A 20,515-nucleotide genomic window follows, 5' to 3' on the forward strand; every position below is an offset into this window, starting at 1 on the left:
TATGACATACCAAAGTTGCATCTGGGGAAGAGATGACATCCTCGTGTAACATCACGGGCAAAGGCAGAATACGGGGCTAAAACCACATGACGACAGACGTTGCATCGAGCATGTCTCGCCGCACTCTTTTGAGCGCGTTTGCGGCAACAGCCATCACCGCAGCACCAACATTCGCCAATGCGGCGGGCTTTCTGCGCGGCGGCGGTGACATCAGGCGGATCAAGATGTACTCCGGCCGGACGGGCGAGCGGATCGACATGATCTACTGGATCGAGGGTGAGTACATCCGCGATGCAGTCAAGGAAATCAATCACTTCATGCGCGATTGGCGCACCGATGGCGTGAAGTCCATGGACCTGCGGACCATCGACATCATGTCGGCTACGCACAACCTTCTCGACGCGACGGAGCCGTACATGCTGCTCTCGGGCTACCGCAGCCCGCAGACCAACGCGATGCTGCGCTCGCGCAGCCGGGGCGTGGCCAAGAACTCGCTGCACGTCAAGGGCCAGGCGGCCGACCTGCGCCTGTCGAGCCGGACGGTCAGCCAGGTTGCTCGCGCCGCCGCTGCGTGCCGCGGCGGTGGTGTTGGTAAATACTCCCGCTCCAATTTCGTGCACATGGACTGCGGCGTGGTGCGCACCTGGGGGCGGTGACACCATCGAATCCGCGCACGCCAGCGCGCAAAGCGGCCTAAGGGCCGCTTTTTTTTGTGTCATTCGGAACTCCGGCCCGCCTACCCTGTCTTGCGTCCGCGCGGGCAGATCGCCCGGATCGCTGAAACACGGTTGTCTTCGACGGACGGACGTCAGAATTCAGGAGCGCAAACGGAGATCTTGATGCTCGCCGGTCCCGGGGAGGAGAAGATTGGTGCGTTGCAACCCGCCCGTGTGCAGTGGGTTGCAACGCCCTTCCGGCTTGCCCAAGCGTTACGCACTTGAATTCTGATTCCGGATGCGAAAATGGAACTTCAAATGAGCAGCTAGTGAAAAGCAAACTTTGGTACTCGTTATTCGACTGCACTCAACTGTGCAAACGATATCCAACACCCACACTGTGCCATTGTTTTGCCTCAATTATGTGCGCGGGTAAATTCGTGTCATTACGTAGGTAAAGTTACCTATGCCGGGGCCGACGCTCAGATCCGCTCGAAGAGCTTCGTCGTGATCGACAAATCCACCAGCTCGGCCACCGAATTCACTCGCATCTTTTCCAGGATGCGAGCGCGGTGATGGTCCACCGTGCGCGGGCTGATCTTGAGCTGGCGCGCCACATCCTTGCTGGAGGCGCTGGACGGGTTCGAGACGAAGATCTCGGCGATCTCGCGCTCGCGGTCGGTCAATTTTTCGAAGCGGGCCCGGGCGTTGCGCGCCTTGTCCCGCCCCTTGCGTCGCTGCGTGTCGATCTTCAGAGCGGCATCGACCTGCTTGATCAGGGCCTCCTGACGAAAGGGTTTTTCCAGAAAGTCGATGGCGCCGAGCTTCATCGCCTGAACCGATTCAGGCACTCCCCCGTGGCCGGTCACGAAGATCACCGGCAGCCCGTAGCCGCGGGTCACCAGCAGCTTCTGCAACTCGAGCCCGGACATCTCGGGCATCCCGTAGTCCAGGATCAGGCAACCCGACTGATCGGGCTCGTATCCGTCAAGAAAGGCCTGCGCCGAATCGAACACGCGGGTGGCGTAGCCGCGCGTTCGCAGCGCCCGCGACAGCGACGTCCGGATGTCTTCATCATCGTCAACGATGAAAATGCAAGGATCAGACGCTGAATTCATTGCGCTTCTCTTTTGCGACCTTCGGCACGAGGGCCGGCACAGTAAAGCAGAACTGCGAGCGGCCGCGCCCGTCCTGCTGATACCACAGTTTGCCACCGTGCGCCTCGATGATCGACCGGCAGATGGACAGCCCCAGCCCCATACCGTCTTCTTTGGTGGTTTCAAACTGCTCGAAAAGGTTGGACGACGGGTCGAACCCTGGCCCCGTATCGGTGATCCGCACCGTGAGCCCACCATCGGCACTGTCCGCCTCGATCGAGACCACGCGTTGCGCCGCGTCGCTGTCGTTGATCGCTTCGATGGCGTTGCGCAGGAGATTGAGCAAGACCTGAGCGATCTGCACGCGCGAGCCGTAGACCGGATCGAGCCCCTGCGTCCGGGTCCGAATGGAGATGCCGTGGTCCTTCGCCTCCGAACCGACCAGGTGCAAGGTCTGCTCCATCAACTCGGCAAAGTCGAACTCGGCCTTCTCGACCCCGTCCTTTTTCACGAAGCCGCGCAGGGCCCTGATGATGTCCCCTGCCCTATGCGCGTGACGGTCAGTCTCTTCGAGGATGGTTTTCAGCTCCTCCGGATCGCTGGCATTCTGCTTCAGCTGATAGAGCGCGCTGTCCATGTTCTGGGTGATCGCCAGAAGCGGCTGGTTCAGCTCATGCGCCAGACTCGTCGCCATCTGCCCCATCACGTTGACACGGCTGGAGTGCGACAGCTCGCGGTTGAGCCGCTGGATCTTGCTTTCGGCGGCCTTGCGTTCGGTGATGTCGTCTACGGTCATGACCGCGTGGCGCGAGTTGCCCGCGTCGTCGCGGATCACGATCACGTTCTCGCTGACCCAGATCACGCTGCCGTCTTTGCGCAGCAACCGCTTCTCATGCAGGTATTCCGACCGGTTGTGGCTGCCGTCTTCGAAGAAGAAGCCCGCGACCGCATCGTCGGGGTGCGAGATCTCATGCACGGTCATGCCGAGCACCTCGGAGGCCTCATAGCCGAGCATCTGCGCGAATTTGTTATTCACGCGCATCAGACGTCCGGTACCCTCCTCGACCTGCGCCATACCCCGCGAAGCCAGATCGAAGGTACGGCCGAATTCGGCCTCGGATCGTTTCCGCTCGGCGATGGCCTGCACCAGTGTCTCGTTTGCCCGCTCCAACTCGCGGTAGGTCTTGGGCAGCGGGTCCGAGGCCGAAATCTCGCCTTGCGAGACGAGTGAAGAGCGCACGGCGAAGGCGCGCACGGGTTTGTGGATGAAATTCGCAAGTGCGAGCCCCAGCACCGCGGTGCAGACCGCGATGGAGGCGGCGATCCAGACGTTCTGTGTCCGGTTGGCCTTGATTTCGCCGGTGAAATCCGCTTCCGGTGCGTAGACGGCGATGGTCCAGGGCAAGGCCTCGCTGATCACGGGCATCAGCGTTGAGACATAGGTAGAGCCGCCGTGGGAAAAGCGGCTGTAGATCTCGCGCTCGACCGAGATATCCGCGTCACCGCTCAGATCGCCAAAGGCCGCCTGTGCGACGGGGTCCCCGATTTCACCGATATTGACAAAACGGAAGGTCCCATCGGCATTTGCGGTGCTGATCAGGTCCTGATTGGGGTGCGCGATCACATCGCCGTTGCGGTTCAGGATCAGCGCCTTGCCGTTGTCACCGATGTTCAGCCGCGACAGGAATTCCGAGATCGAGTCGATGCCGATATCGACACCCACGACACCTTGGAGCGCACCCTCATCGTCGAAGACGGGTGAGGCTGCGGTGATCCCGGGGGTCTGCGATGTGAAAAAGATGTACGGATCGGTCCAGATACTTGTGAGTTTTTCACTCGCGGTCTGATACCAGAGCCGGCTGCGCGGATCGAAGCTGTCCTCGGGGTCCCGACGGTACTCGACCGCAGCATAGGTGTTGTCGCGCCAGATCAGATCGGTCTGGCGGCCGGTTTCGTCCTGACGAATGATCTTCGTCCGGAAAGGCCCTGGCCCGCCGCTGCGCATCACGTAGACGAAGTTGCCCGCTTCATCGCCATAGAACAGCCCTGCGAACTGCGGCGAAATCTGCAACTGCTGAAAGAGAAGCTTCTCCAGCTGTTGGAAATTGTCGCTTGCGATCACCTGATTTTCAGCAAGGCGCGTGGCCAGTTCAGCAGCCCCCTTCGCGGGGGTCAGGAAGCCCTTCGAGTGCTCTATGGTGTTCGTGCCCACATCGCTCAGCAGTTGCCGCGCGTGCTCCAACAGCACCTTCTCCGAGGTGAGAAAGGACGAGAACACCACCACGGTGACTGCAACGAATTGCAGGCCCGCAAGGCAAAGTGCCAGGATCATGCCGAGCGACAGTTTCACCGCAGGTCTCCCGAGCGGCCGTCGCGCAAGGCACCGCAGGGTGGTCGATTTGGCGATAGCGGCTGCGCATGCGGGTACCGCCGTCCTTTGTCCGCCAACAGACCGGTCCGTCTCGTCCGTCTTCGATGCACGCTGTCTTCGTCTCCCCTTCGGAGCCATTGTCGCACAATTTCAAGATTGGGAAAGCCGCAGAGCCTCGAATTGAGCGACAATTCGCTGTATCGCTTCAATATCTGCACTGGTCCAGCGCCGGACAACCACGTCTGCGACAGCCACAACGCCGATCAGTTCCCGGGCCGTACCGCGGATTGGCGCGGCGAGGAAGGCCCGCATGCGGTGGCCCGACCGGATGTCGGCGCGCCGGATCAGCGGATGCGCATAGATGTCGTCGATCGCGAGGCCCGTGTGCAGCGTGACCGTATGTGCGGCGAGCTGGCGCGCCTGGGCGAGCATCGCGTCTTTCTGCGGAGCCGACGGCGCTGGCGCGCGCGCCGTGAGTGTGGCCATGCTGAAAAAGTAGATATTTGGTGCGCCGAACCGGTCGAAGAGGCGTTGGGTCAGAAGATTGCGCTCGAGAGTCGCGCGGCGGGCCCGGTCGGACGACGATTGCGGGTTGCCGGGCGTCTGACCCACGCTGATCGGCTCGCCCCGTTGGCTCGAGGCGGGCATCTGATCCGGTTTGATGCCGGTGTTCACGTATGTCTCCGACCGATGACTGTGAAAAGTGTGCCCGAAATCCAAAGGTGCGAGAATAAGCAGAATTACCTAAGTAGAATTGCCTATCGCAAAGATCCGCGCATCGGCCGCAGCCATCGCGAACGCGCAGCACTCGCGTCCACGGACCCGATCTTGTCGCCTTTGACGTGCGGATGTCGTTGAAGTGGTGGCGGACCCTAGAGGATTCGAACCTCTGGCCTCTGCCTTCGGAGGGCAGCGCTCTATCCAGCTGAGCTAAGGGTCCATCTGCGGGGCGGTATAGCGGGGCGGCTGCGGCGCCGCAACGGCAAAAGACGCGCCGTCCCGTCCCTCAGGCAAAGAGGTCGTGCGCCAACTCCAGCGCTTCGACCAGCACATCCACCTCGGATTTCGTGTTGTAGAGACCGAATGAGGCGCGGCAACTCGCCGGGATGCCGAGATGCGCCATCAACGGGCCCACGCAATGCTGGCCCGCGCGCACCGCGACGCCCTTCTTGTCGAGGATCGTCGAGATATCGTGCGCGTGCCCTGCTCCATCCATGGTGAAGCTGAAAATCGCGCCCTTGTCGGGTGTTGTGCCCTGCACCTGAAGCCAGTTGAGCCCACCCAGCCGCTCGACCGTGTAGTCGCGCAGGCTGTCTTCATGGGCTGCGATGTTCTGCATCCCCAGCCCCATCATGTACTCCAGCGCCACCCCAAGGCCAATGGTCTGCACGATGCCCGGCGTGCCCGCTTCGAACTTCATCGGCGGGTCGTTGTAGATCACCGCGTCCTTGCTGACCTCTTTGATCATGTCGCCGCCGCCGATGAAGGGCTGCATCTCGGCCATGCGCTCGGCTTTGCAGTAGATCGCACCCGAGCCCGAGGGCCCATAGAGCTTGTGGCCTGTGATCGCGTAGAAGTCGGGATCGATGTCCTGCAGATCCACCGGCTGGTGCACCGCGGCCTGACTGCCGTCGATGAGCACGGGGACACCACGGGCATGCGCCTCAGTGCAGATGGTCTTCACATCGACGCGGGTGCCGAGCACATTCGACAGATGCGTGACGGCGATCAGCTTGGTCTTAGGCGTGATCGCATCGATCACCGCCTGCGGGTCGAGCGCACCGGTGCTGTCCACATCGACCCATTTCAGCACCACGCCCTGCCTCTCGCGCAGGAAATGCCAGGGCACGATGTTGGCGTGATGCTCCATCACGCTGAGGATGATCTCATCGCCCGCCTGCATCCGCGGCATGGCCCAGCCATAGGCCACCATGTTGATGCCCTCGGTCGTGCCCGAATTCAGAACAATCTCGTCTTCGGAGGCGGCGTTGAGGAACTTTGCGATGACGCCGCGGACGCTCTCGTACTTCTCGGTTGCAAGATTAGAAAGGTAGTGCAAGCCTCTGTGAACATTTGCATATTCTTGTGCGTAAGCCTGAGTGACCGCGTCGATCACCACCTGAGGTTTCTGTGCGGACGCGCCGTTGTCGAGATAGACCAGCGGCTTGCCGTTCACCTCACGTGACAGGATGGGGAAATCGCCCCGGATTTTTTCGACATCATACATTCGACGGTACCCCCAGCGAGCCGACCCCGATCATCGACAGAACAATGGACAAGCCGACCGACATGGCCAGCGCACCTGCGATCAACACGAAAAAGGCGCGCATCAGCGAGTTCAGATGCAGCCCGACGCTGATGAAGTTGAGAAAGACCCAGAGCGTAGCGACTGCGACGAAGAGCACGAGAAGGCTTGCCAGCGGCGGCACCATCAGAACAGCGATGACGATGGCGACCTGCGCCGCAGCGCGCAGCGTCTGCATCCACACCAGAAGCGCCAGCAGATCGCTCATGTCTTCCGCGCCGCCGATGGCGCGCCCGGTCCAGAACAGCGCATGCACGGTGATGATGAAACCGCCCGCGATGATCATGAAGAGCGTGAAGGGGCTCGACACCATGTTCGCCAGCGGCTCGGGCACCGGGATCACGATGTTGGAGAGGGTCGACATAAAGGTGCTGACGATCGCCACCAGCGCAGCAGCCATCCATAGCACCGCGCGGGGGATCTGCCAGCTCATGATTTCAGCCGCGGCAGACTTCGGATCCCGCAGGGTCAACAGGGCAAGCTGCGGCCAGTTCACGGTTGCGGGAATCATAACGGTGCCCTCTCGGCCGCGATCAGACCGCTGATCCAGAACCAGCCGAAGACCAGAAACCAGGCAAGTCCAACGGTCTGCAGCTCGAGCCCGGGGCCGATGAACCCCGCGATGAGCCCCCAGAGCAGCATCAGCGGCGATGCGGCCAGAAGCGCCCAAAAGAGCGCCAGCCGCGCGCCATAATGGCTGCCCTGCCCGCGAAAAAGCTTGGCGACGAGATGGCTCAACGCCGCCAGACAGTAGAGCGCGAGCGGTGCGATGAAAATCCACGCCATCAGCGAGGCCCCGAGCAGCATGTTGAGCTCGGCCCCCGTGAGATGCGCCTCACGCGCCAGCCGCGGCAACTGCGCGATGAAGACGATCATGCAAGCCGCCATCAGGTAGGCCAGCGCGCGGTCTTCGCGCGGCCCAAGGGCCAGCAACCCGCGCAAGGTTTTGCCCGGGTTGCGATAGGTTGCCGTGATATTGCGTGTGACCGCCATCAGCTGCGATGCCGCTCCAGCCAGGCGGCGAGCCGCCCATTGATCTCTTCGCGCAGGTCCTCGTCCTCGATCTCCTCGACCGCCTCGGCCAGGAAGGCAAGCGTCAGAAGGTCGGTTGCAGGCCCTTTGGGCAACCCGCGTGAGCGCAGGTAGAACAGTGCCTCTTCGTCGATGGCACCCGAGGTGCTCCCGTGCGAACACGCCACATCGTCGGCATAAATCTCCAGTTCCGGCTTGGCAAGGAACTGGCTGTCGTCGTCGAGCAGCAGCGATTGGCTGATCTGGTAGCCGTCGGTTTTCTGCGCGCCGGGTTGCACCAGGATCTTGCCCTGGAAGACACCCGTCGCACCATTGCGCAGCACCTTCTTGAACACCTGCCGGCTTTCGCAGTTCACCGCGTCATGAGTGATGAACACCGTGTCGTCGTGATGAAAATCGCCATCGCCCACACAGGCGCCCGCCACATGCGCCACCGCGTCGTCGCCGGTCAGCTCGATCACGCATTCGTTGCGTGTCAGCACGCCATTTGCGGTCAGCGTGAAGCTCTTGAACACCGATTCCGCCCCAAGCCGCGCAAAGATATGCGTGGCGGCCCTGCGCTCGTGGTCGCGGCCCTGCGCGCGCACATGGTGGAAGATGGCCCCATCGGCGACCTCCACCTCCATGCACTTGTTGAAGCGCGCCGCAGCGGGCCCATTCTCCAGCACCGTGATCTCGGCGCCCGGATCCAGCTTGATCACGTGATGGAGGATCGCATCCGAGGTCTCGGACCGGTGATGATACGTGAGGTTGATCGGCTTGGAGGGCTTGCCGGTCACATGGATCAGCACGCCATCCGTGGCAAATGCCGTGTTCAGCGCAGCCAGCGGACGGTGCACCGGGCTTTGCCCTTTCGCTTCCAGCGTGCCGTAGAGATCACGCGCCCAGTGTATGTCGGTCGTGGCCTCGGCCAGCCGATCGATCCGCACGCCCTCGAGGCTGAGATCATCGGAGGCGTCGGCGTCGAACACCCCGTCGACGAAGACGATGTTCAGCCGGTCCAGCGCTCCGAAGATCGGCGCCTCGTCGTTGTCGAAGAGCGCCGCCGGCACCGCACCCGGCTGTGTCAGCGTGTCGGGGCGCGTGTATTTCCAGTATTCATCTCGCCGTTGCGGCAGACCCATCTGGCGCAGTCGGGCGAGCGCATCGCTGCGCGCCGCCTCCGGCCAGCCGCCCACAGGCAGCGTGAGGTCAGCCAGCCGCGCTTCCGTGGACGAGAGAGTTTCTGCAGCCGCCCCCATCACGCCACCTCTGCCAGGATATCGCCATATCCGTTGGTCTCGACCTCCAGCGCCAGCTCCGGCCCGCCGGACTTGACGATTTTGCCGTCGGCCATGATGTGCACCACGTCCGGCTTGATGTGGTCGAGCAGGCGCTGGTAGTGCGTGATCACCAGGAACCCGCGCCCTTCGTTGCGGAGCGCATTCACACCTTCGGCGACCAGTTTCATCGCATCCACATCGAGGCCCGAGTCGGTCTCGTCCAGGATGCACATCTTTGGTTCCAGCATCGCCATCTGTAGGATTTCATTGCGCTTTTTCTCGCCGCCCGAGAAACCGACGTTCACCGGGCGTTTCAGCATCTCCGCGTCGATCTTCAGCTCCTTGGCGCGCGCCCGGATGAGCTTGAGGAACTCGGCGGCCGAGATTTCTTCCTCGCCCCGCGCCTTGCGTTGTGCGTTCACCGCCGTGCGCAGGAAGGTCATGTTGCCCACGCCGGGGATCTCGACGGGATACTGAAACGCGAGAAACAGGCCCGCCGCGGCGCGCTCTTCCGGCTCCATGTCGAGGATGTCTTCCCCTTCGAGCAGCGCCTCACCGCTTGTGACCTCATAGCCGTCTTTGCCCGAGAGCACGTAGGACAGCGTCGACTTGCCCGATCCGTTCGGCCCCATGATGGCGTGCACCTTGCCGGCCTCGATCTCCAGATCGACGCCCTTGAGGATCGCCTTGTCCTCTTCTTCCAGCTTCACGTGCAGGTTCTTGATGCTCAGCATATGTGTCGTCCTTCTCCTCGCCTCCGTTCGGTGGAGTGCTTCCATTTCAATATGTTACGTACGTTTCTTCAGGTGATCACCACGGCGGTGCCTGAGGCGGAGACCATCAGCATGCTGTCCCCGATCACCTCGTAATCCAGATCGATGCCGACCACCGCATTGGCGCCCAGAGCGCGGGCACGCTCTTCGATCTCGGCCATCGCCTCGTCACGGGCGTCCTTCAGCTTGCTCTCGTAGGCGCCCGAGCGACCGCCGATCACATCCGTAACGCTCGCAAAGAAGTCCCGCACGATATTGGCGCCCATGATTGCCTCACCCACGACGATGCCCTTGTAGGCACTGATCGGACGGCCCTCGACGGTGTTGGTGGTGGTCAGGATCATTGCTGGACCTCATCCTGCACAACCACCTTCCGGCAGTCGGGACAGATCTCGGTATGCGTGCGCGCGCGCTGCAGGATGCTGACCAGTCGCCAGGTCAGCGCGCTCCAGCAGAGAAAGAGAACAAGGCCGATGGCGATCTCGAAGCGTTCGGCGTATGGGGCGATGACCCAGCCGTCAGCGACCATCTCGGCCACAATTTCGTCGTGCCCCATGGACAGCGAGAAGATGATCACATGGCCAAGCGCCAGCAGCGTCAGCGCGCGGGTCTCCGGCAGCAGGCGCCCTGGATGACCCAAACGCACCCGCAGACCGCGCCCCGTATGCGGCTGATCCAGTGCCACTAGCCCGCCGCTCCTGCCGGTGTCGCGCTGCGTATGACCCGCGAGAAAGGACCTCCGATCACATCCGGGACGGAGGCGAAAAAATCCCGCACGATAGTTGCGCCCATGATCGCTTCGCCGACGACGATGCCTTTATAGGCGCTGATCGTGTGGCCTTCGACGGAGTTGGTTGTGGTGAGGATCATTGATACTTCTTCTTTTGTATATCAGCCATCTTCGCATCGCGTTCCACTTTTTGCCGCCGCGCAAAATCATATTTAATTTCGGCTTCAATTTGCTGCGCACGCCTAACTTCCGGAGCTAACCTTCTGGCATGTACCAGCGAAAGCAATGTACTTGTTCCAAACGCTATTAGAACGCCAAGGACAATCAGCCTAATTCCGGTCAGCGCTCCGATTGGAACTAGTATGAAAGGGCCCAGAACGAACAACAGGATGAACAAAAGCGAACCTCCCGCACCAAAAACGAGCGCGGCTTCACTTGCAACCCGCCTACGTGCCGTTTTGGCAATGCGCATTTGTTGCTCAATATCGTAAACAGGTTGTTCCATCTTATGAGTTCCGAGGGCTCACCCCACCGACCCTTCGAGCGAAATCGCCACCAGTTGTTGCGCTTCCATGGCGAACTCCATTGGCAGCGCCTGAAGCACGTCCTTGCAGAAGCCGTTGACCACCAGCGCCACGGCCTCCTCTTCATCCATACCGCGCGAGCGGCAATAGAAGAGTTGATCATCGTCCACCTTCGAGGTCGTCGCCTCATGCTCAACGCGGCTCGAATTGTTCTTCACCTCGATATACGGCACCGTATGGGCGCCGCATTTGTCGCCGATCAGCAAGCTGTCGCATTGCGTATAGTTGCGGCTGTCCTTCGCCTTCGGGTGCATCGAGACGAGGCCGCGGTAGGTGTTCTGCGCCTTGCCCGCCGAGATGCCCTTGGAGACGATCCGCGACTTGGTACGCTTGCCCAGATGCACCATCTTGGTGCCCGTATCGGCCTGCTGCATGTTGTTGGCGATGGCGATGGAATAGAATTCGCCCTGCGTGTCATCCCCGCGCAGGATGCAGCTGGGATACTTCCAGGTCACGGCCGAGCCGGTCTCCACCTGCGTCCACATCACCTTGGCCCGGTCGCCCCGGCAGTCGGCGCGCTTGGTCACGAAGTTGTAGATCCCGCCCTTGCCGTTCTCATCGCCCGGATACCAGTTCTGCACGGTGGAGTACTTCACCTCCGCGTCTTCCTCGACGATGATCTCGACCACCGCCGCGTGCAGCTGCGCGATGTCACGCTGCGGCGCGGTGCAGCCTTCGAGATAGGACACGTATGAGCCCTTGTCGGCGATGATCAGCGTGCGCTCGAACTGGCCGGTGTTCTCCGCATTGATGCGGAAGTACGTCGACAGCTCCATCGGGCAGCGGACGCCCGGCGGCACATAGACGAACGAGCCATCGGAGAAAACGGCCGAATTCAGCGTCGCATAATAGTTGTCGGAGACCGGCACGACGGAGCCGAGGTACTTCTTCACCAGCTCCGGATACTCCTGGATCGCCTCGGAGATCGAGCAGAAAATCACGCCCGCCTTCTTCAGCTCATCCTGGAAGGTGGTCCCGACCGAGACGGAATCGAACACCGCGTCCACGGCGACCTTGCGCGGCGCATCGCCCAGTTCCTCGGCGCCTTCGACGCCGGCGAGGATCATCTGCTCTTTCAGCGGAATGCCGAGCTTCTTGTAGGTCTCCAGCAGCTTGGGGTCGACCTCGTCCAGCGACTTGGGCTTCACTTCCATCGATTTCGGACGGGCGTAGTAATATTGGTCCTGGAAGTCGATTTCCGGGTAGTCGACCATCGCCCACTTCGGCTCTTTCTTCTGCAGCCAACGGTCGTAGGCGGCAAGCCGCCACTCGGTCATCCACTCGGGTTCTTCGTTCTTCTCGGAGATCAGGCGCACGATATCGGGAGAGAGGCCCTTGGGCGCATACTCCATCTCGATGTCCGTCGACCAGCCGTATTTGTACTTGCCGCCAACCTCACGGACAGCGTCCACGGTTTCCTGGTCCACGCCCTCTTTGACGCGGACATCCTCAGCGGTCGAGTGATCAAAAGCTGCCATCTTGCCCTCCAAAGCTCACGCCGCACGGGCGCGGTATCTACGTTCTTGAGCAAGCCAGGCTTCGGCGAACCTCAGCACGTCCTGCTCTGTTGTCTCGAGCCCCAGCGACACCCGGATGGCGCTGCTGGCGGTTTCGTCGTCATAGCCCATCGCACGCAACACCGTGCTGGCGCGCACCTTGCCACTGGAGCAGGCCGAGCCCGCGCTGATGGCAAATCCGGCCAGATCCATCTGCATCACCTGGGTCTCGCCCTTCCAGCCGGGTGTGGCGAAACAGGAGGTGTTCGGCAGGCGGTTGGCGCCTTTCCCGACAAAAATAGTCTCCTTCGCTTCCCCTGCAAGAGCGTTTTCTAGAATCTTTCTAAGTTTTTCGACCGCGTCCCAACGCCCCGCATCCACATCTCGTTTGGCCGCGGCCGCAGCAGCCCCAAATCCTGCAATGCCGATGACGTTCTCGGTGCCCGACCGCCGCCCCATCTCCTGCCCGCCGCCGCGGATCTGTGCGGTCACGTCGAGCCCGTGTTTCACGATCAGCGCGCCGACCCCCTTGGGCCCGCCGAGCTTGTGCGCCGAGGCCATCACGAAATCCGCGCCGGATCGGGCGAAGGAGAACGGGACCTTCCCCAGCGCCTGCACGGCGTCCACCAGGACCCTTACGTCACGCTTCAGCGCCCAGAGCGCTTGCGCGTGGGGCATCGTGTCCTGCAAGACGCCGGTCTCGCTGTTTGCGGCCTGCATGGCGACCACGTCATCCCAGATCTTGTCCTCGAAGCTTTCGCCCTGCGCCGTGCCGGTCAGCACCCCCTCCGCGTTCACATCCAGCAGATGCGTGAGGTCCGCGCCCTCGCTCTGAACCCAGGACAGCACCGCGTCATGCTCGATCCCCGCACTGGAGACGGTTGCAAAGGCGGGGATCGCGAGGCACGCTGCCTCGGTGGCGCCGGAGGTGAACACGACCTCGCCCGGGCTGCACCCGACCAACTCCGCCACCTGCGCCCGCGCGCGCTCAACCAGCGCTTTGGCCGCGCGTCCTTCGCCATGCACGGAGGACGGGTTGCCCACCACCTCCATCGCCGCGATCATCGCATCGCGCGCCTCGGGCCTCAGCGGCGCCGTCGCATTATGGTCAAGATAAACGCGGCTCATTCCCCTTCACCCGTCCCAAAATACTTCGGGGGAGGCGCGCAGCGCCGGGGGCAGCGCCCCCTCATTCGTCCACCACCGCGAAGAGGCTCGGCACCGCGGGACAGGGTGCCAGATCGTTGCTGATGATATCCGACAGCCGTGTCTGATGCAGAAAGACGTAGACATGTGCGCTCAGGCTCTCCCAGAGCCGATTGGTCAGCGACTGCGCCCGGCTGCCCGAGGCCCCACCGGAGACCCCTGCCCCTTTGTGCATCGCATCCACCGTCTCATCCACCGCCGCCAGCACATCCGCCACCCGGATATCCGAGGCCGTGCGCGCGAGCCGATAGCCGCCCCCGGGCCCACGCACGGAGGTCACCAGATCCGCCCGGCGCAGCTTGACGAACAACTGCTCGAGATACGGCAGCGAGATCGACTGCCGCTCCGCAATCTCGCTCAGCGTGATCAGGCTGCCCTCTGGTTGCAGCGCGATGTCGGCCAGTGCGACCATCGCATAGCGCCCCTTCGTCGACAGTTTCATCTCAGAGCCCCTCCAGAAGCGGCTTCCGCCCGCAATGATTGACGCGAGCGTGTTTAACGCCTAAGTGCAGACTTCGCACTGCATCACACGAGTGCGCACTATTTAGAACCGTTCTAAAGAGCCTGAGCGAAGCCGTCAAGATTTCACACTCGGGTCAGGAACACTGTTACAGGGATGCTCATGCCCGAGGTCATTTTTCCCGGACCCGAAGGCCGCCTCGAAGGCCGCTATCACCCCCAGAAAGAGCGCGACGCGCCGATTGCCATCATCCTGCACCCGCACCCGCAATTCGGCGGGACCATGAACCACGTGATCGTGCACCGCATGCACTATGCCTTTTACAATATGGGCTTTACCGTGCTGCGCTTTAACTTCCGCGGTGTCGGGCGCAGCCAGGGCGAATACGACCAGGGCATCGGCGAGCTTTCGGATGCGGCCTCGGCGCTCGATTATCTGCAGTCGATGAACAACAATTCCAAGCATTGCTGGGTGGCGGGCTTCTCTTTCGGGGCGTGGATCGGCATGCAATTGCTGATGCGGCGGCCCGAGATCACCGGCTTCATCTCGGTGGCACCCCCCGCGAACATGTATGATTTCTCCTTCCTCGCGCCCTGCCCCGCCTCGGGGTTGATCATCAATGGCACCGCCGACCGCGTGGCCCCGCCGTCGGACACGGAATCGCTGGTCGCCAAGCTGCACGAGCAGAAAGGCATCACTATCACCCACGAGCAGGTCGAAGGCGCCGGACACTTCTTTGAAGAGCCGCACCTCGAAACCCTGATCGACACGACGACGGCCTATGTGAAGCGGCGGCTGACAGAAACAACGAGGTAAGCTGATGGGCATCGTCGAAGACGTCGCGGACGAACTGGCACTGGAAAGCCTCAAGATCATCAATGCCACCGGCGACGACGCCTTTGTGCAGCGCATTGCCGACACGATCGGCGGATCTTCGCAGACCATGGAAGAGGCGTATCTCACCGCCGTGCGCGTGCGCCGGGCCGAGCAGCGGGCGCGCGAGCTCCTGAAGACGCTCAAGGAGGACTTGGCGCGGCAGCAGGAGCCACCCGCCGGTGAGTGACCGGCTTTCCGCCCAGATTGCCTTCCTGAACGAAGCTGACAAGCTCAAGTCCGTCCTCCGTGCCTCGCGTCTGCATGATGACAGCCGGTTCGAGAATTCGGCCGAGCATTCCTGGCACGTGATGCTGCACGCCCTCGTGCTGGCCGAACATGCGCCCGAGGGCGTGCAGGCCGCCCGTGTGCTGCAGATGCTGCTGATCCACGATCTGGTCGAGATCGACGCCGGCGACACGCCGATCCACGGCGAGGTGGACGTGGCTGCACAGGAGGCGGCGGAACAGGCGGCCGCCGACCGACTGTTTGGCTTGCTGCCGGAGGATCAGGCCGCTGCCTACCGCGCGCTTTGGGAAGAGTTCGAAGCCGCAGAGACCCGCGACGCGCAGTTCGCCAAGGCCATCGACCGGCTGACCACGCCACTTGCCAATCTGGAAAACGGCGGCGCGTCCTGGGCGGCCTATGGTGTCACGATGGACGATATGGAGGCGCGTGTCGGAACCCCGATCGGGCGCGGGGCGCCGGTGCTCTGGGCCTGGCTGCGTCCTCGGCTCGCTGCATTTTTTGCGCGGGCGGGAGGTTAACAGGGGCTCACCCCACCGTGCGCCGCGCACCGACGTGATACCGACGTCATACCGACGCGATACCGACAGGCCACCGACAGCTGTTTTGCGCGCGCCCCGGCGAGCCGCGCGCCCGGTGCAAACCGGTCGGCATATTTCCGGTATACATCTGTATACAGGCTTTCAAAGCGGCGCCAACTGCGCTACACCGCGCGCGACTTGACTCGATACTCGCAACAGGAGCGCTCCATGACCAAGATCAAGGTGGACAACCCCGTCGTCGAACTCGACGGCGATGAAATGACCCGGATCATCTGGGATTTCATCAAGAAGAAACTCATTCTGCCTTATCTGGATGTGGACCTGAAATACTACGACCTCGGGATCGAAGCGCGCGACGAAACCGACGACCAGATCACCGTCGATGCGGCCCACGCGATCAAGGAATACGGCGTCGGCGTCAAATGCGCCACCATCACACCGGATGAGGCACGGGTCGAGGAGTTTGGCCTGAAACAGATGTGGCGCTCGCCCAACGGCACCATCCGCAACATCCTCGGCGGTGTGATCTTCCGCCAGCCGATCATCTGCAAGAACGTCCCGCGCCTCGTGCCGGGCTGGACCAAGCCCATCGTGGTCGGCCGCCACGCTTTTGGGGACCAGTACCGCGCCACCGACTTCAAATTCCCCGGCAAGGGCAAGCTGACGATCAAATTCGTCGGCGAGGATGGCACCGAGATCGAGAAGGAGGTGTTCGACGCGCCGGGCGCCGGTGTGACGATGGCGATGTACAACCTCGATCAGTCGATCATCGACTTTGCGCGCGCCTCCATGAACTATGGTCTCAGCCTCGGCTGGCCGGTGTATCTCAGCACCAAGAACACCATTCTCAAGCAATACGACGGGCGCTTCCTGGAGCTCTTTCAGCACATCTATGACACGGAATTCAAAGAGAAATTCGAAGCAGCCGGGATCACCTACGAGCACCGCCTGATCGACGATATGGTGGCCTGTGCGATGAAGTGGAATGGTGGTTACGTCTGGGCCTGCAAGAACTACGACGGCGACGTGCAATCCGACACGGTGGCGCAGGGCTTCGGCTCGCTCGGCCTCATGACCTCGGTGCTGATGACACCCGATGGCCAGACCGTCGAGGCGGAAGCGGCGCATGGCACTGTGACCCGGCACTATCGCCAGCACCAGAAGGGTGAGGAGACCTCGACCAACTCCATTGCCTCGATCTACGCCTGGACCGGCGGCCTCAAGCACCGCGCCAAGCTGGACGACAACGCGCCGCTTCTGAACTTCGCTGAGACGCTGGAGAAGGTCATTGTCGACACCGTGGAAAGCGGCTTCATGACCAAGGACCTCGCGCTGCTCGTGGGCCCCGATCAGAAGTGGCTGACCACCATGGGTTTCCTCGAGAAAGTCGACGAGAACCTGAACAAGGCCCTGGCGGGCTGAGCCACCGCCATGTCGGAGCTATGGGCCGCAGCGATGCGGCCCTTTTTCTTGTCAGTGGCCGCGATTGTGCAGCCGGTGGTACAGCCGTGCGATGATCCGGCTCGCCGTCTTCTCGAAAAGGCAGGGAACAAAGGCATGCACAAGCGCGGCACCCGCCGCTGCGAAGAGCGATGCGGCAAACCGCAAGGCGAACAGCATGTGTTGAAAGAACGTCTCATCCACGGTCGCGGGATGGGCGAGAAAGATGCGCTGGAACATGGCAGACCTCCTGATGTTTTGCGCAAGCTATCACCAGTGACCTGTGATCGAATCCCAAAATGTCTCTTGATTTCGATTGACGGTGAGATTTTTTCCACACTAGCTTGCCTGAATAATGACACTCGATGAAATCGACCGCAAACTCCTGCGCCTGCTTCAGGCGGATGCGAACACGCCGCTGGACCGGCTGGGCGAGGCCGTGCACCTCAGCCGGAACGCCTGCTGGCGGCGGATCAAGGCGTTGGAGAGCGCAGGCATCATCACCGGGCGGGTCACCGTGCTCGACCCCGAAAAGATCGGTCTCGGGCTGACGGTCTTCATCCTGATCCGCACGAATGCCCACGCGCCCGACTGGCTCGACCGCTTTCGCAAGGCAACGCGCAGCATGCCGGAGATCCTGGGCGTGTACCGCATGAGTGGTGATCTGGACTATCTGCTGCGCGCGCAGGTCGCCGACATGAAGGATTATGACCGGCTTTACCAAGCCCTGATCCAGCGCGTCCCCCTGTCGGATGTGTCAGCGAGCTTCGTGATGGAGCAAATCAAGGAAACAGCGCAGCTTCCGCTTTGAAAGGTCCGCGATGCCCCTGCACTACCTTTACCTGATCGCCGCCGTTGTGGCCGAGACCATAGGCACCACTGCGTTGCAGGCCTCCGCGCAGTTCAGCCGGTTCTGGCCTTCCGTGCTCGTCGTCCTCGCCTATGGCATTTCCTTCTATCTGCTGGCGCTGACGCTGCGGTTCATGCCGGTGGGCGTCGTCTATGCGATCTGGTCCGGGTTGGGCATCGTCCTCATCGCGGCAATCGGCTTTCTGGTGTTCGGGCAGCGGCTCGACCTGCCTGCGATCGTCGGGCTCGGCCTCATCATTACGGGCATCCTCGTGATCCATCTGCTGTCAAATACGACAGCGCATTAACCGCCCTGCCCAGCAGCGCCGGTTTTCGCTGGCATTCGGACCCGTGGCGGGGTATGCGCCCGGCAACATCCGCGCCGCGGCGCGTTTTTCCCCAAGTCAAAGGCTCGGTTCATGGATCTGCGCAACATCGCAATCATCGCTCACGTTGATCACGGCAAGACCACGCTGGTGGACGAATTGCTCAAGCAGTCCGGGACCTTCCGCGAGAACCAGGCGACCACCGAGCGTGCCATGGACAGCAACGATCTGGAGCGCGAGCGCGGCATCACGATCCTGGCAAAGGCGACCTCGGTGGAATGGAACGGCACGCGGATCAATATCGTCGACACGCCGGGCCACGCCGACTTTGGCGGCGAAGTCGAGCGCATTCTCAGTATGGTCGATGGCGTCGTGCTGCTGGTCGATGCCGCTGAAGGGCCGATGCCGCAGACCAAATTCGTGACCTCCAAGGCGCTGGCGCTGGGGCTGCGGCCCATCGTGGTGCTGAACAAGGTCGACAAGCCCGATGCCGAGCCGGATCGCGCGCTTGACGAGGTCTTCGATCTCTTCGCCAATCTCGGCGCCGATGACGAACAACTCGACTTCCCGGCCATGTATGCCTCGGGCCGGAACGGCTGGGCGGATGTGGAGCTGGATGGCCCGCGCAAGGACCTCTCCGCGCTCTTCGATCTCATCGTCGATCACGTGCCGGCGCCGTCACAGGTGGCGCAGCGCGACGACCCCTTCCGCATGCTGGCCACCACCTTGGGTGCCGATCCCTTCATCGGGCGCATCCTGACCGGCCGCGTCGAGTCGGGGACACTGAAAGCCGGTGAGACGGTCAAGGCGCTGACGCGCGACGGCGATCTTGTCGAGAATTTCCGGGTGACCAAGATCCTCGCCTTCCGCGGTCTCACCCAGCAGCCGATCGAGCTGGCCGAAGCGGGTGACATCGTCAGCCTCGCAGGCATGTCCAAGGCGACGGTGGCGGACAGTATCGTGGCCCCGCAGGTGACCGACGCCCTGCCCGCCCAGCCCATCGATCCGCCGACCATCACCGTCACCTTCGGCATCAACGACAGTCCGCTCGCGGGCCGTGACGGTAAGAAAGTGCAGAGCCGGGTGATCCGCGAGCGGCTGATGAAAGAGGCCGAAAGCAATGTGGCGATCAAGGTGACGGACACGCCCGGTGGCGAGGCCTTCGAGGTCGCGGGGCGTGGCGAGCTGCAGATGGGCGTGCTGATCGAGAACATGCGCCGCGAGGGGTTCGAGCTCAGCATTTCGCGCCCGCAGGTGCTCTTCCGCGAAATCGACGGGGTGCGGCACGAGCCCATCGAAGAGGCCACAATCGACGTGGACGATGAATACTCCGGGGCTGTCATCGAGAAGATCACCGGGGCGCGGCGTGGCGAGCTGGTCGAGATGAAACCCGCGGGCGCCGGCAAGACCCGGATCGTGGCCCATGTCCCCTCCCGCGGGCTCATCGGCTATCACGGCGAGTTTCTGACGGACACGCGCGGCACCGGTGTGCTGAACCGCGTGTTTCACGGCTGGGCGCCACATAAGGGGCCCATCCCCGGACGGCGCGCGGGTGTGCTGATTTCCATGGAGAACGGCTCTTCCGTCGCTTACGCGCTGTGGAACCTCGAAGAGCGTGGGCGCATGATGATCGGCGCGCAGACGGATGTGTACACCGGTATGATCATTGGCGAACACAGCCGCGAAAACGATCTGGAAGTAAACCCGCTCAAGGGCAAGAAGCTGACCAACGTGCGGGCGTCGGGCAGCGACGAGGCGGTGCGGCTGACCACGCCGATGATGCTGTCACTGGAAGAGGCGATCGCCTATATCGACGACGATGAGCTGGTCGAGGTCACCCCGAATGCGATCCGGTTGCGCAAGCGCTATCTCGATCCGCATGAGCGCAAGCGGATGGCGAAGGCGGGCTGACGCCGGGCCGGGGGCCAGCCCCCGGACCCCCGGAGTATTTTGCGACGGGTGAAGCTGGAACCGGCTATTCGCTGGTTTCGATGATCATCAGTTCGCGTTCGGACGCGTCCCGGGCGTGGTTTAAGGCGCGCTGATAAGCCTCTGAATTGTAGCATTTCTCAGCCGTCTCGACGTCTGGAAACCGGGCCACAACATTGCGCGGCCGCGCCTGGCCTTCGAGTTGCACGAAACGACCCCCGCGCGCGATGAAATGCCCGCCATGCGCGGCGATGGCTTCTGTCGCGAGCGCCGCGTATTTGGCATAGGCTTCGTCATCGGTGACGGTGACATGTGCGATCCAGAGTGCACCCATTGGA

The 20,515-nt window shown here is 62.3% G+C and carries 24 protein-coding genes, 1 tRNA gene and 1 pseudogene; 8 read left to right on the forward strand and 18 right to left on the reverse strand.

What is annotated here, in order from left to right; translation table 11 throughout:
- The first annotated feature begins 86 nt into the window (after positions 1-86).
- Positions 87-656, forward strand: a complete 570-nt coding sequence (locus tag MUB52_RS05385; RefSeq protein ID WP_263843185.1) for a YcbK family protein — start codon at positions 87-89, stop codon at positions 654-656.
- A 482-nt stretch (positions 657-1,138) separates the two neighbouring features.
- Here the strand turns inward: MUB52_RS05385 and MUB52_RS05390 are convergent, their stop codons facing one another.
- The 16 genes and pseudogenes from MUB52_RS05390 to MUB52_RS05465 all read right to left on the reverse strand — a co-directional run bounded on the left by MUB52_RS05390 (position 1,139) and on the right by MUB52_RS05465 (position 13,954).
- Entirely contained in the window at positions 1,139-1,774 is a 636-nt protein-coding gene (locus MUB52_RS05390; RefSeq protein WP_263843186.1) for a response regulator transcription factor, read from the reverse strand.
- Entirely contained in the window at positions 1,758-4,103 is a 2,346-nt protein-coding gene (locus MUB52_RS05395) for a cache domain-containing protein (RefSeq protein WP_263843187.1), read from the reverse strand. Before MUB52_RS05395 ends, MUB52_RS05390 begins: the two co-directional genes overlap by 17 nt.
- A 171-nt stretch (positions 4,104-4,274) precedes the next feature.
- A complete protein-coding gene (locus tag MUB52_RS05400) occupies positions 4,275-4,799 on the reverse strand; it encodes a GAF domain-containing protein (protein WP_263843188.1) in 525 nt (174 codons plus the stop codon).
- 188 nt (positions 4,800-4,987) lie between these two features.
- Positions 4,988-5,064: transfer RNA gene (locus tag MUB52_RS05405), tRNA-Arg, on the reverse strand.
- A 66-nt stretch (positions 5,065-5,130) separates the two neighbouring features.
- Positions 5,131-6,351 carry a cysteine desulfurase gene (locus tag MUB52_RS05410; protein WP_263843189.1) on the reverse strand — a complete coding sequence of 407 codons (1,221 nt, stop codon included), beginning with the start codon at positions 6,349-6,351 and terminating at the stop codon, positions 5,131-5,133.
- Positions 6,344-6,940 carry a YIP1 family protein gene (locus MUB52_RS05415; protein ID WP_263843190.1) on the reverse strand — a complete coding sequence of 199 codons (597 nt, stop codon included), beginning with the start codon at positions 6,938-6,940 and terminating at the stop codon, positions 6,344-6,346. Before MUB52_RS05415 ends, MUB52_RS05410 begins: the two co-directional genes overlap by 8 nt.
- Positions 6,937-7,422 (reverse strand): YIP1 family protein, encoded by a 486-nt coding sequence (locus MUB52_RS05420; protein ID WP_263843191.1) that lies wholly within the window; start codon positions 7,420-7,422, stop codon positions 6,937-6,939. The genes MUB52_RS05415 and MUB52_RS05420 overlap by 4 nt, the downstream gene beginning before the upstream one ends.
- Positions 7,422-8,702: a Fe-S cluster assembly protein SufD gene (sufD, locus tag MUB52_RS05425; RefSeq protein WP_263843192.1), complete on the reverse strand. Its 1,281-nt coding sequence runs from the start codon at positions 8,700-8,702 to the stop codon at positions 7,422-7,424. The genes MUB52_RS05420 and sufD overlap by 1 nt, the downstream gene beginning before the upstream one ends.
- Complete coding sequence (gene sufC / locus MUB52_RS05430) at positions 8,702-9,457, reverse strand: Fe-S cluster assembly ATPase SufC (protein WP_263843193.1); 756 nt, start codon at positions 9,455-9,457, stop codon at positions 8,702-8,704. The genes sufD and sufC overlap by 1 nt, the downstream gene beginning before the upstream one ends.
- 68 nt (positions 9,458-9,525) lie before the next feature.
- Complete coding sequence (locus MUB52_RS05435) at positions 9,526-9,840, reverse strand: YbjQ family protein (RefSeq protein WP_263843194.1); 315 nt, start codon at positions 9,838-9,840, stop codon at positions 9,526-9,528.
- Entirely contained in the window at positions 9,837-10,181 is a 345-nt protein-coding gene (locus tag MUB52_RS05440) for a hypothetical protein (protein ID WP_263843565.1), read from the reverse strand. The genes MUB52_RS05435 and MUB52_RS05440 overlap by 4 nt, the downstream gene beginning before the upstream one ends.
- A 50-nt stretch (positions 10,182-10,231) precedes the next feature.
- A pseudogene (locus MUB52_RS05445) lies at positions 10,232-10,366 on the reverse strand (heavy metal-binding domain-containing protein); the annotation flags it as partial.
- Positions 10,363-10,731, reverse strand: a complete 369-nt coding sequence (locus tag MUB52_RS05450; RefSeq protein ID WP_263843195.1) for a hypothetical protein — start codon at positions 10,729-10,731, stop codon at positions 10,363-10,365. The gene MUB52_RS05450 and the pseudogene MUB52_RS05445, both read right to left, overlap by 4 nt.
- A gap of 18 nt (positions 10,732-10,749) precedes the next feature.
- Positions 10,750-12,288 carry a Fe-S cluster assembly protein SufB gene (sufB, locus tag MUB52_RS05455; RefSeq protein ID WP_263843196.1) on the reverse strand — a complete coding sequence of 513 codons (1,539 nt, stop codon included), beginning with the start codon at positions 12,286-12,288 and terminating at the stop codon, positions 10,750-10,752.
- Between the two features lie 15 nt (positions 12,289-12,303).
- The gene (locus MUB52_RS05460) at positions 12,304-13,434 is read right to left on the reverse strand and encodes a cysteine desulfurase family protein (RefSeq protein ID WP_263843197.1); all 1,131 of its coding nucleotides are present in this window, start codon (positions 13,432-13,434) and stop codon (positions 12,304-12,306) included.
- Between the two features lie 61 nt (positions 13,435-13,495).
- Positions 13,496-13,954: a Fe-S cluster assembly transcriptional regulator IscR gene (locus tag MUB52_RS05465; protein ID WP_263843198.1), complete on the reverse strand. Its 459-nt coding sequence runs from the start codon at positions 13,952-13,954 to the stop codon at positions 13,496-13,498.
- A gap of 180 nt (positions 13,955-14,134) precedes the next feature.
- Between MUB52_RS05465 and MUB52_RS05470 the strand changes: the two genes are divergently transcribed.
- The 4 genes from MUB52_RS05470 to MUB52_RS05485 all read left to right on the forward strand — a co-directional run bounded on the left by MUB52_RS05470 (position 14,135) and on the right by MUB52_RS05485 (position 17,055).
- Positions 14,135-14,788 carry an alpha/beta hydrolase gene (locus MUB52_RS05470; RefSeq protein ID WP_263843199.1) on the forward strand — a complete coding sequence of 218 codons (654 nt, stop codon included), beginning with the start codon at positions 14,135-14,137 and terminating at the stop codon, positions 14,786-14,788.
- Between the two features lie 4 nt (positions 14,789-14,792).
- Positions 14,793-15,035: a hypothetical protein gene (locus MUB52_RS05475; RefSeq protein ID WP_263843200.1), complete on the forward strand. Its 243-nt coding sequence runs from the start codon at positions 14,793-14,795 to the stop codon at positions 15,033-15,035.
- Positions 15,028-15,612 (forward strand): HD domain-containing protein, encoded by a 585-nt coding sequence (locus MUB52_RS05480; protein ID WP_263843201.1) that lies wholly within the window; start codon positions 15,028-15,030, stop codon positions 15,610-15,612. Before MUB52_RS05475 ends, MUB52_RS05480 begins: the two co-directional genes overlap by 8 nt.
- 228 nt (positions 15,613-15,840) lie before the next feature.
- The gene (locus MUB52_RS05485) at positions 15,841-17,055 is read left to right on the forward strand and encodes an NADP-dependent isocitrate dehydrogenase (protein WP_263843202.1); all 1,215 of its coding nucleotides are present in this window, start codon (positions 15,841-15,843) and stop codon (positions 17,053-17,055) included.
- 51 nt (positions 17,056-17,106) lie between these two features.
- Here MUB52_RS05485 and MUB52_RS05490 read toward each other — a convergent pair whose 3' ends face one another.
- Positions 17,107-17,313: a DUF6356 family protein gene (locus MUB52_RS05490; RefSeq protein ID WP_263843203.1), complete on the reverse strand. Its 207-nt coding sequence runs from the start codon at positions 17,311-17,313 to the stop codon at positions 17,107-17,109.
- A 115-nt stretch (positions 17,314-17,428) separates the two neighbouring features.
- On the opposite strand from MUB52_RS05490, the gene MUB52_RS05495 reads away from it, so the two are divergent.
- The 3 genes from MUB52_RS05495 (at position 17,429) to typA (ending at position 20,159) form a co-directional block, all read left to right on the forward strand.
- Positions 17,429-17,884 carry an Lrp/AsnC family transcriptional regulator gene (locus MUB52_RS05495; protein WP_263843204.1) on the forward strand — a complete coding sequence of 152 codons (456 nt, stop codon included), beginning with the start codon at positions 17,429-17,431 and terminating at the stop codon, positions 17,882-17,884.
- A 10-nt stretch (positions 17,885-17,894) separates the two neighbouring features.
- Positions 17,895-18,230, forward strand: a complete 336-nt coding sequence (locus tag MUB52_RS05500; RefSeq protein WP_263843205.1) for an SMR family transporter — start codon at positions 17,895-17,897, stop codon at positions 18,228-18,230.
- A 111-nt stretch (positions 18,231-18,341) separates the two neighbouring features.
- Positions 18,342-20,159, forward strand: coding sequence for a translational GTPase TypA (gene typA, locus MUB52_RS05505; protein WP_263843206.1), 1,818 nt, complete (start codon positions 18,342-18,344; stop codon positions 20,157-20,159).
- Between the two features lie 64 nt (positions 20,160-20,223).
- Here the strand turns inward: typA and MUB52_RS05510 are convergent, their stop codons facing one another.
- Positions 20,224-20,511: a DUF1330 domain-containing protein gene (locus tag MUB52_RS05510; RefSeq protein WP_263843207.1), complete on the reverse strand. Its 288-nt coding sequence runs from the start codon at positions 20,509-20,511 to the stop codon at positions 20,224-20,226.
- Positions 20,512-20,515 lie beyond the last annotated feature (4 nt).

The sequence above is a fragment of the Roseobacter sinensis genome, from assembly GCF_025755255.1.
GTDB classification, from domain to species: Bacteria; Pseudomonadota; Alphaproteobacteria; order Rhodobacterales; family Rhodobacteraceae; genus Roseobacter; species Roseobacter sinensis.

What these genes read in the sequence shown, in the direction of transcription:
- MUB52_RS05385 (WP_263843185.1), top strand. Translation starts at nt 87, where the DNA reads ATGACGACAGACGTTGCATCGAGCATGTCTCGCCGCACTCTTTTGAGC.
- MUB52_RS05390 (WP_263843186.1), bottom strand. Translation starts at nt 1,774, where the DNA reads ATGAATTCAGCGTCTGATCCTTGCATTTTCATCGTTGACGATGATGAA.
- MUB52_RS05410 (WP_263843189.1), bottom strand. Translation starts at nt 6,351, where the DNA reads ATGTATGATGTCGAAAAAATCCGGGGCGATTTCCCCATCCTGTCACGT.
- MUB52_RS05415 (WP_263843190.1), bottom strand. Translation starts at nt 6,940, where the DNA reads ATGATTCCCGCAACCGTGAACTGGCCGCAGCTTGCCCTGTTGACCCTG.
- MUB52_RS05420 (WP_263843191.1), bottom strand. Translation starts at nt 7,422, where the DNA reads ATGGCGGTCACACGCAATATCACGGCAACCTATCGCAACCCGGGCAAA.
- sufD (WP_263843192.1), bottom strand. Translation starts at nt 8,702, where the DNA reads ATGGGGGCGGCTGCAGAAACTCTCTCGTCCACGGAAGCGCGGCTGGCT.
- sufC (WP_263843193.1), bottom strand. Translation starts at nt 9,457, where the DNA reads ATGCTGAGCATCAAGAACCTGCACGTGAAGCTGGAAGAAGAGGACAAG.
- MUB52_RS05435 (WP_263843194.1), bottom strand. Translation starts at nt 9,840, where the DNA reads ATGATCCTGACCACCACCAACACCGTCGAGGGCCGTCCGATCAGTGCC.
- MUB52_RS05450 (WP_263843195.1), bottom strand. Translation starts at nt 10,731, where the DNA reads ATGGAACAACCTGTTTACGATATTGAGCAACAAATGCGCATTGCCAAA.
- sufB (WP_263843196.1), bottom strand. Translation starts at nt 12,288, where the DNA reads ATGGCAGCTTTTGATCACTCGACCGCTGAGGATGTCCGCGTCAAAGAG.
- MUB52_RS05460 (WP_263843197.1), bottom strand. Translation starts at nt 13,434, where the DNA reads ATGAGCCGCGTTTATCTTGACCATAATGCGACGGCGCCGCTGAGGCCC.
- MUB52_RS05465 (WP_263843198.1), bottom strand. Translation starts at nt 13,954, where the DNA reads ATGAAACTGTCGACGAAGGGGCGCTATGCGATGGTCGCACTGGCCGAC.
- MUB52_RS05470 (WP_263843199.1), top strand. Translation starts at nt 14,135, where the DNA reads ATGCCCGAGGTCATTTTTCCCGGACCCGAAGGCCGCCTCGAAGGCCGC.
- MUB52_RS05475 (WP_263843200.1), top strand. Translation starts at nt 14,793, where the DNA reads ATGGGCATCGTCGAAGACGTCGCGGACGAACTGGCACTGGAAAGCCTC.
- MUB52_RS05485 (WP_263843202.1), top strand. Translation starts at nt 15,841, where the DNA reads ATGACCAAGATCAAGGTGGACAACCCCGTCGTCGAACTCGACGGCGAT.
- MUB52_RS05490 (WP_263843203.1), bottom strand. Translation starts at nt 17,313, where the DNA reads ATGTTCCAGCGCATCTTTCTCGCCCATCCCGCGACCGTGGATGAGACG.
- MUB52_RS05495 (WP_263843204.1), top strand. Translation starts at nt 17,429, where the DNA reads ATGACACTCGATGAAATCGACCGCAAACTCCTGCGCCTGCTTCAGGCG.
- MUB52_RS05500 (WP_263843205.1), top strand. Translation starts at nt 17,895, where the DNA reads ATGCCCCTGCACTACCTTTACCTGATCGCCGCCGTTGTGGCCGAGACC.
- typA (WP_263843206.1), top strand. Translation starts at nt 18,342, where the DNA reads ATGGATCTGCGCAACATCGCAATCATCGCTCACGTTGATCACGGCAAG.
- MUB52_RS05510 (WP_263843207.1), bottom strand. Translation starts at nt 20,511, where the DNA reads ATGGGTGCACTCTGGATCGCACATGTCACCGTCACCGATGACGAAGCC.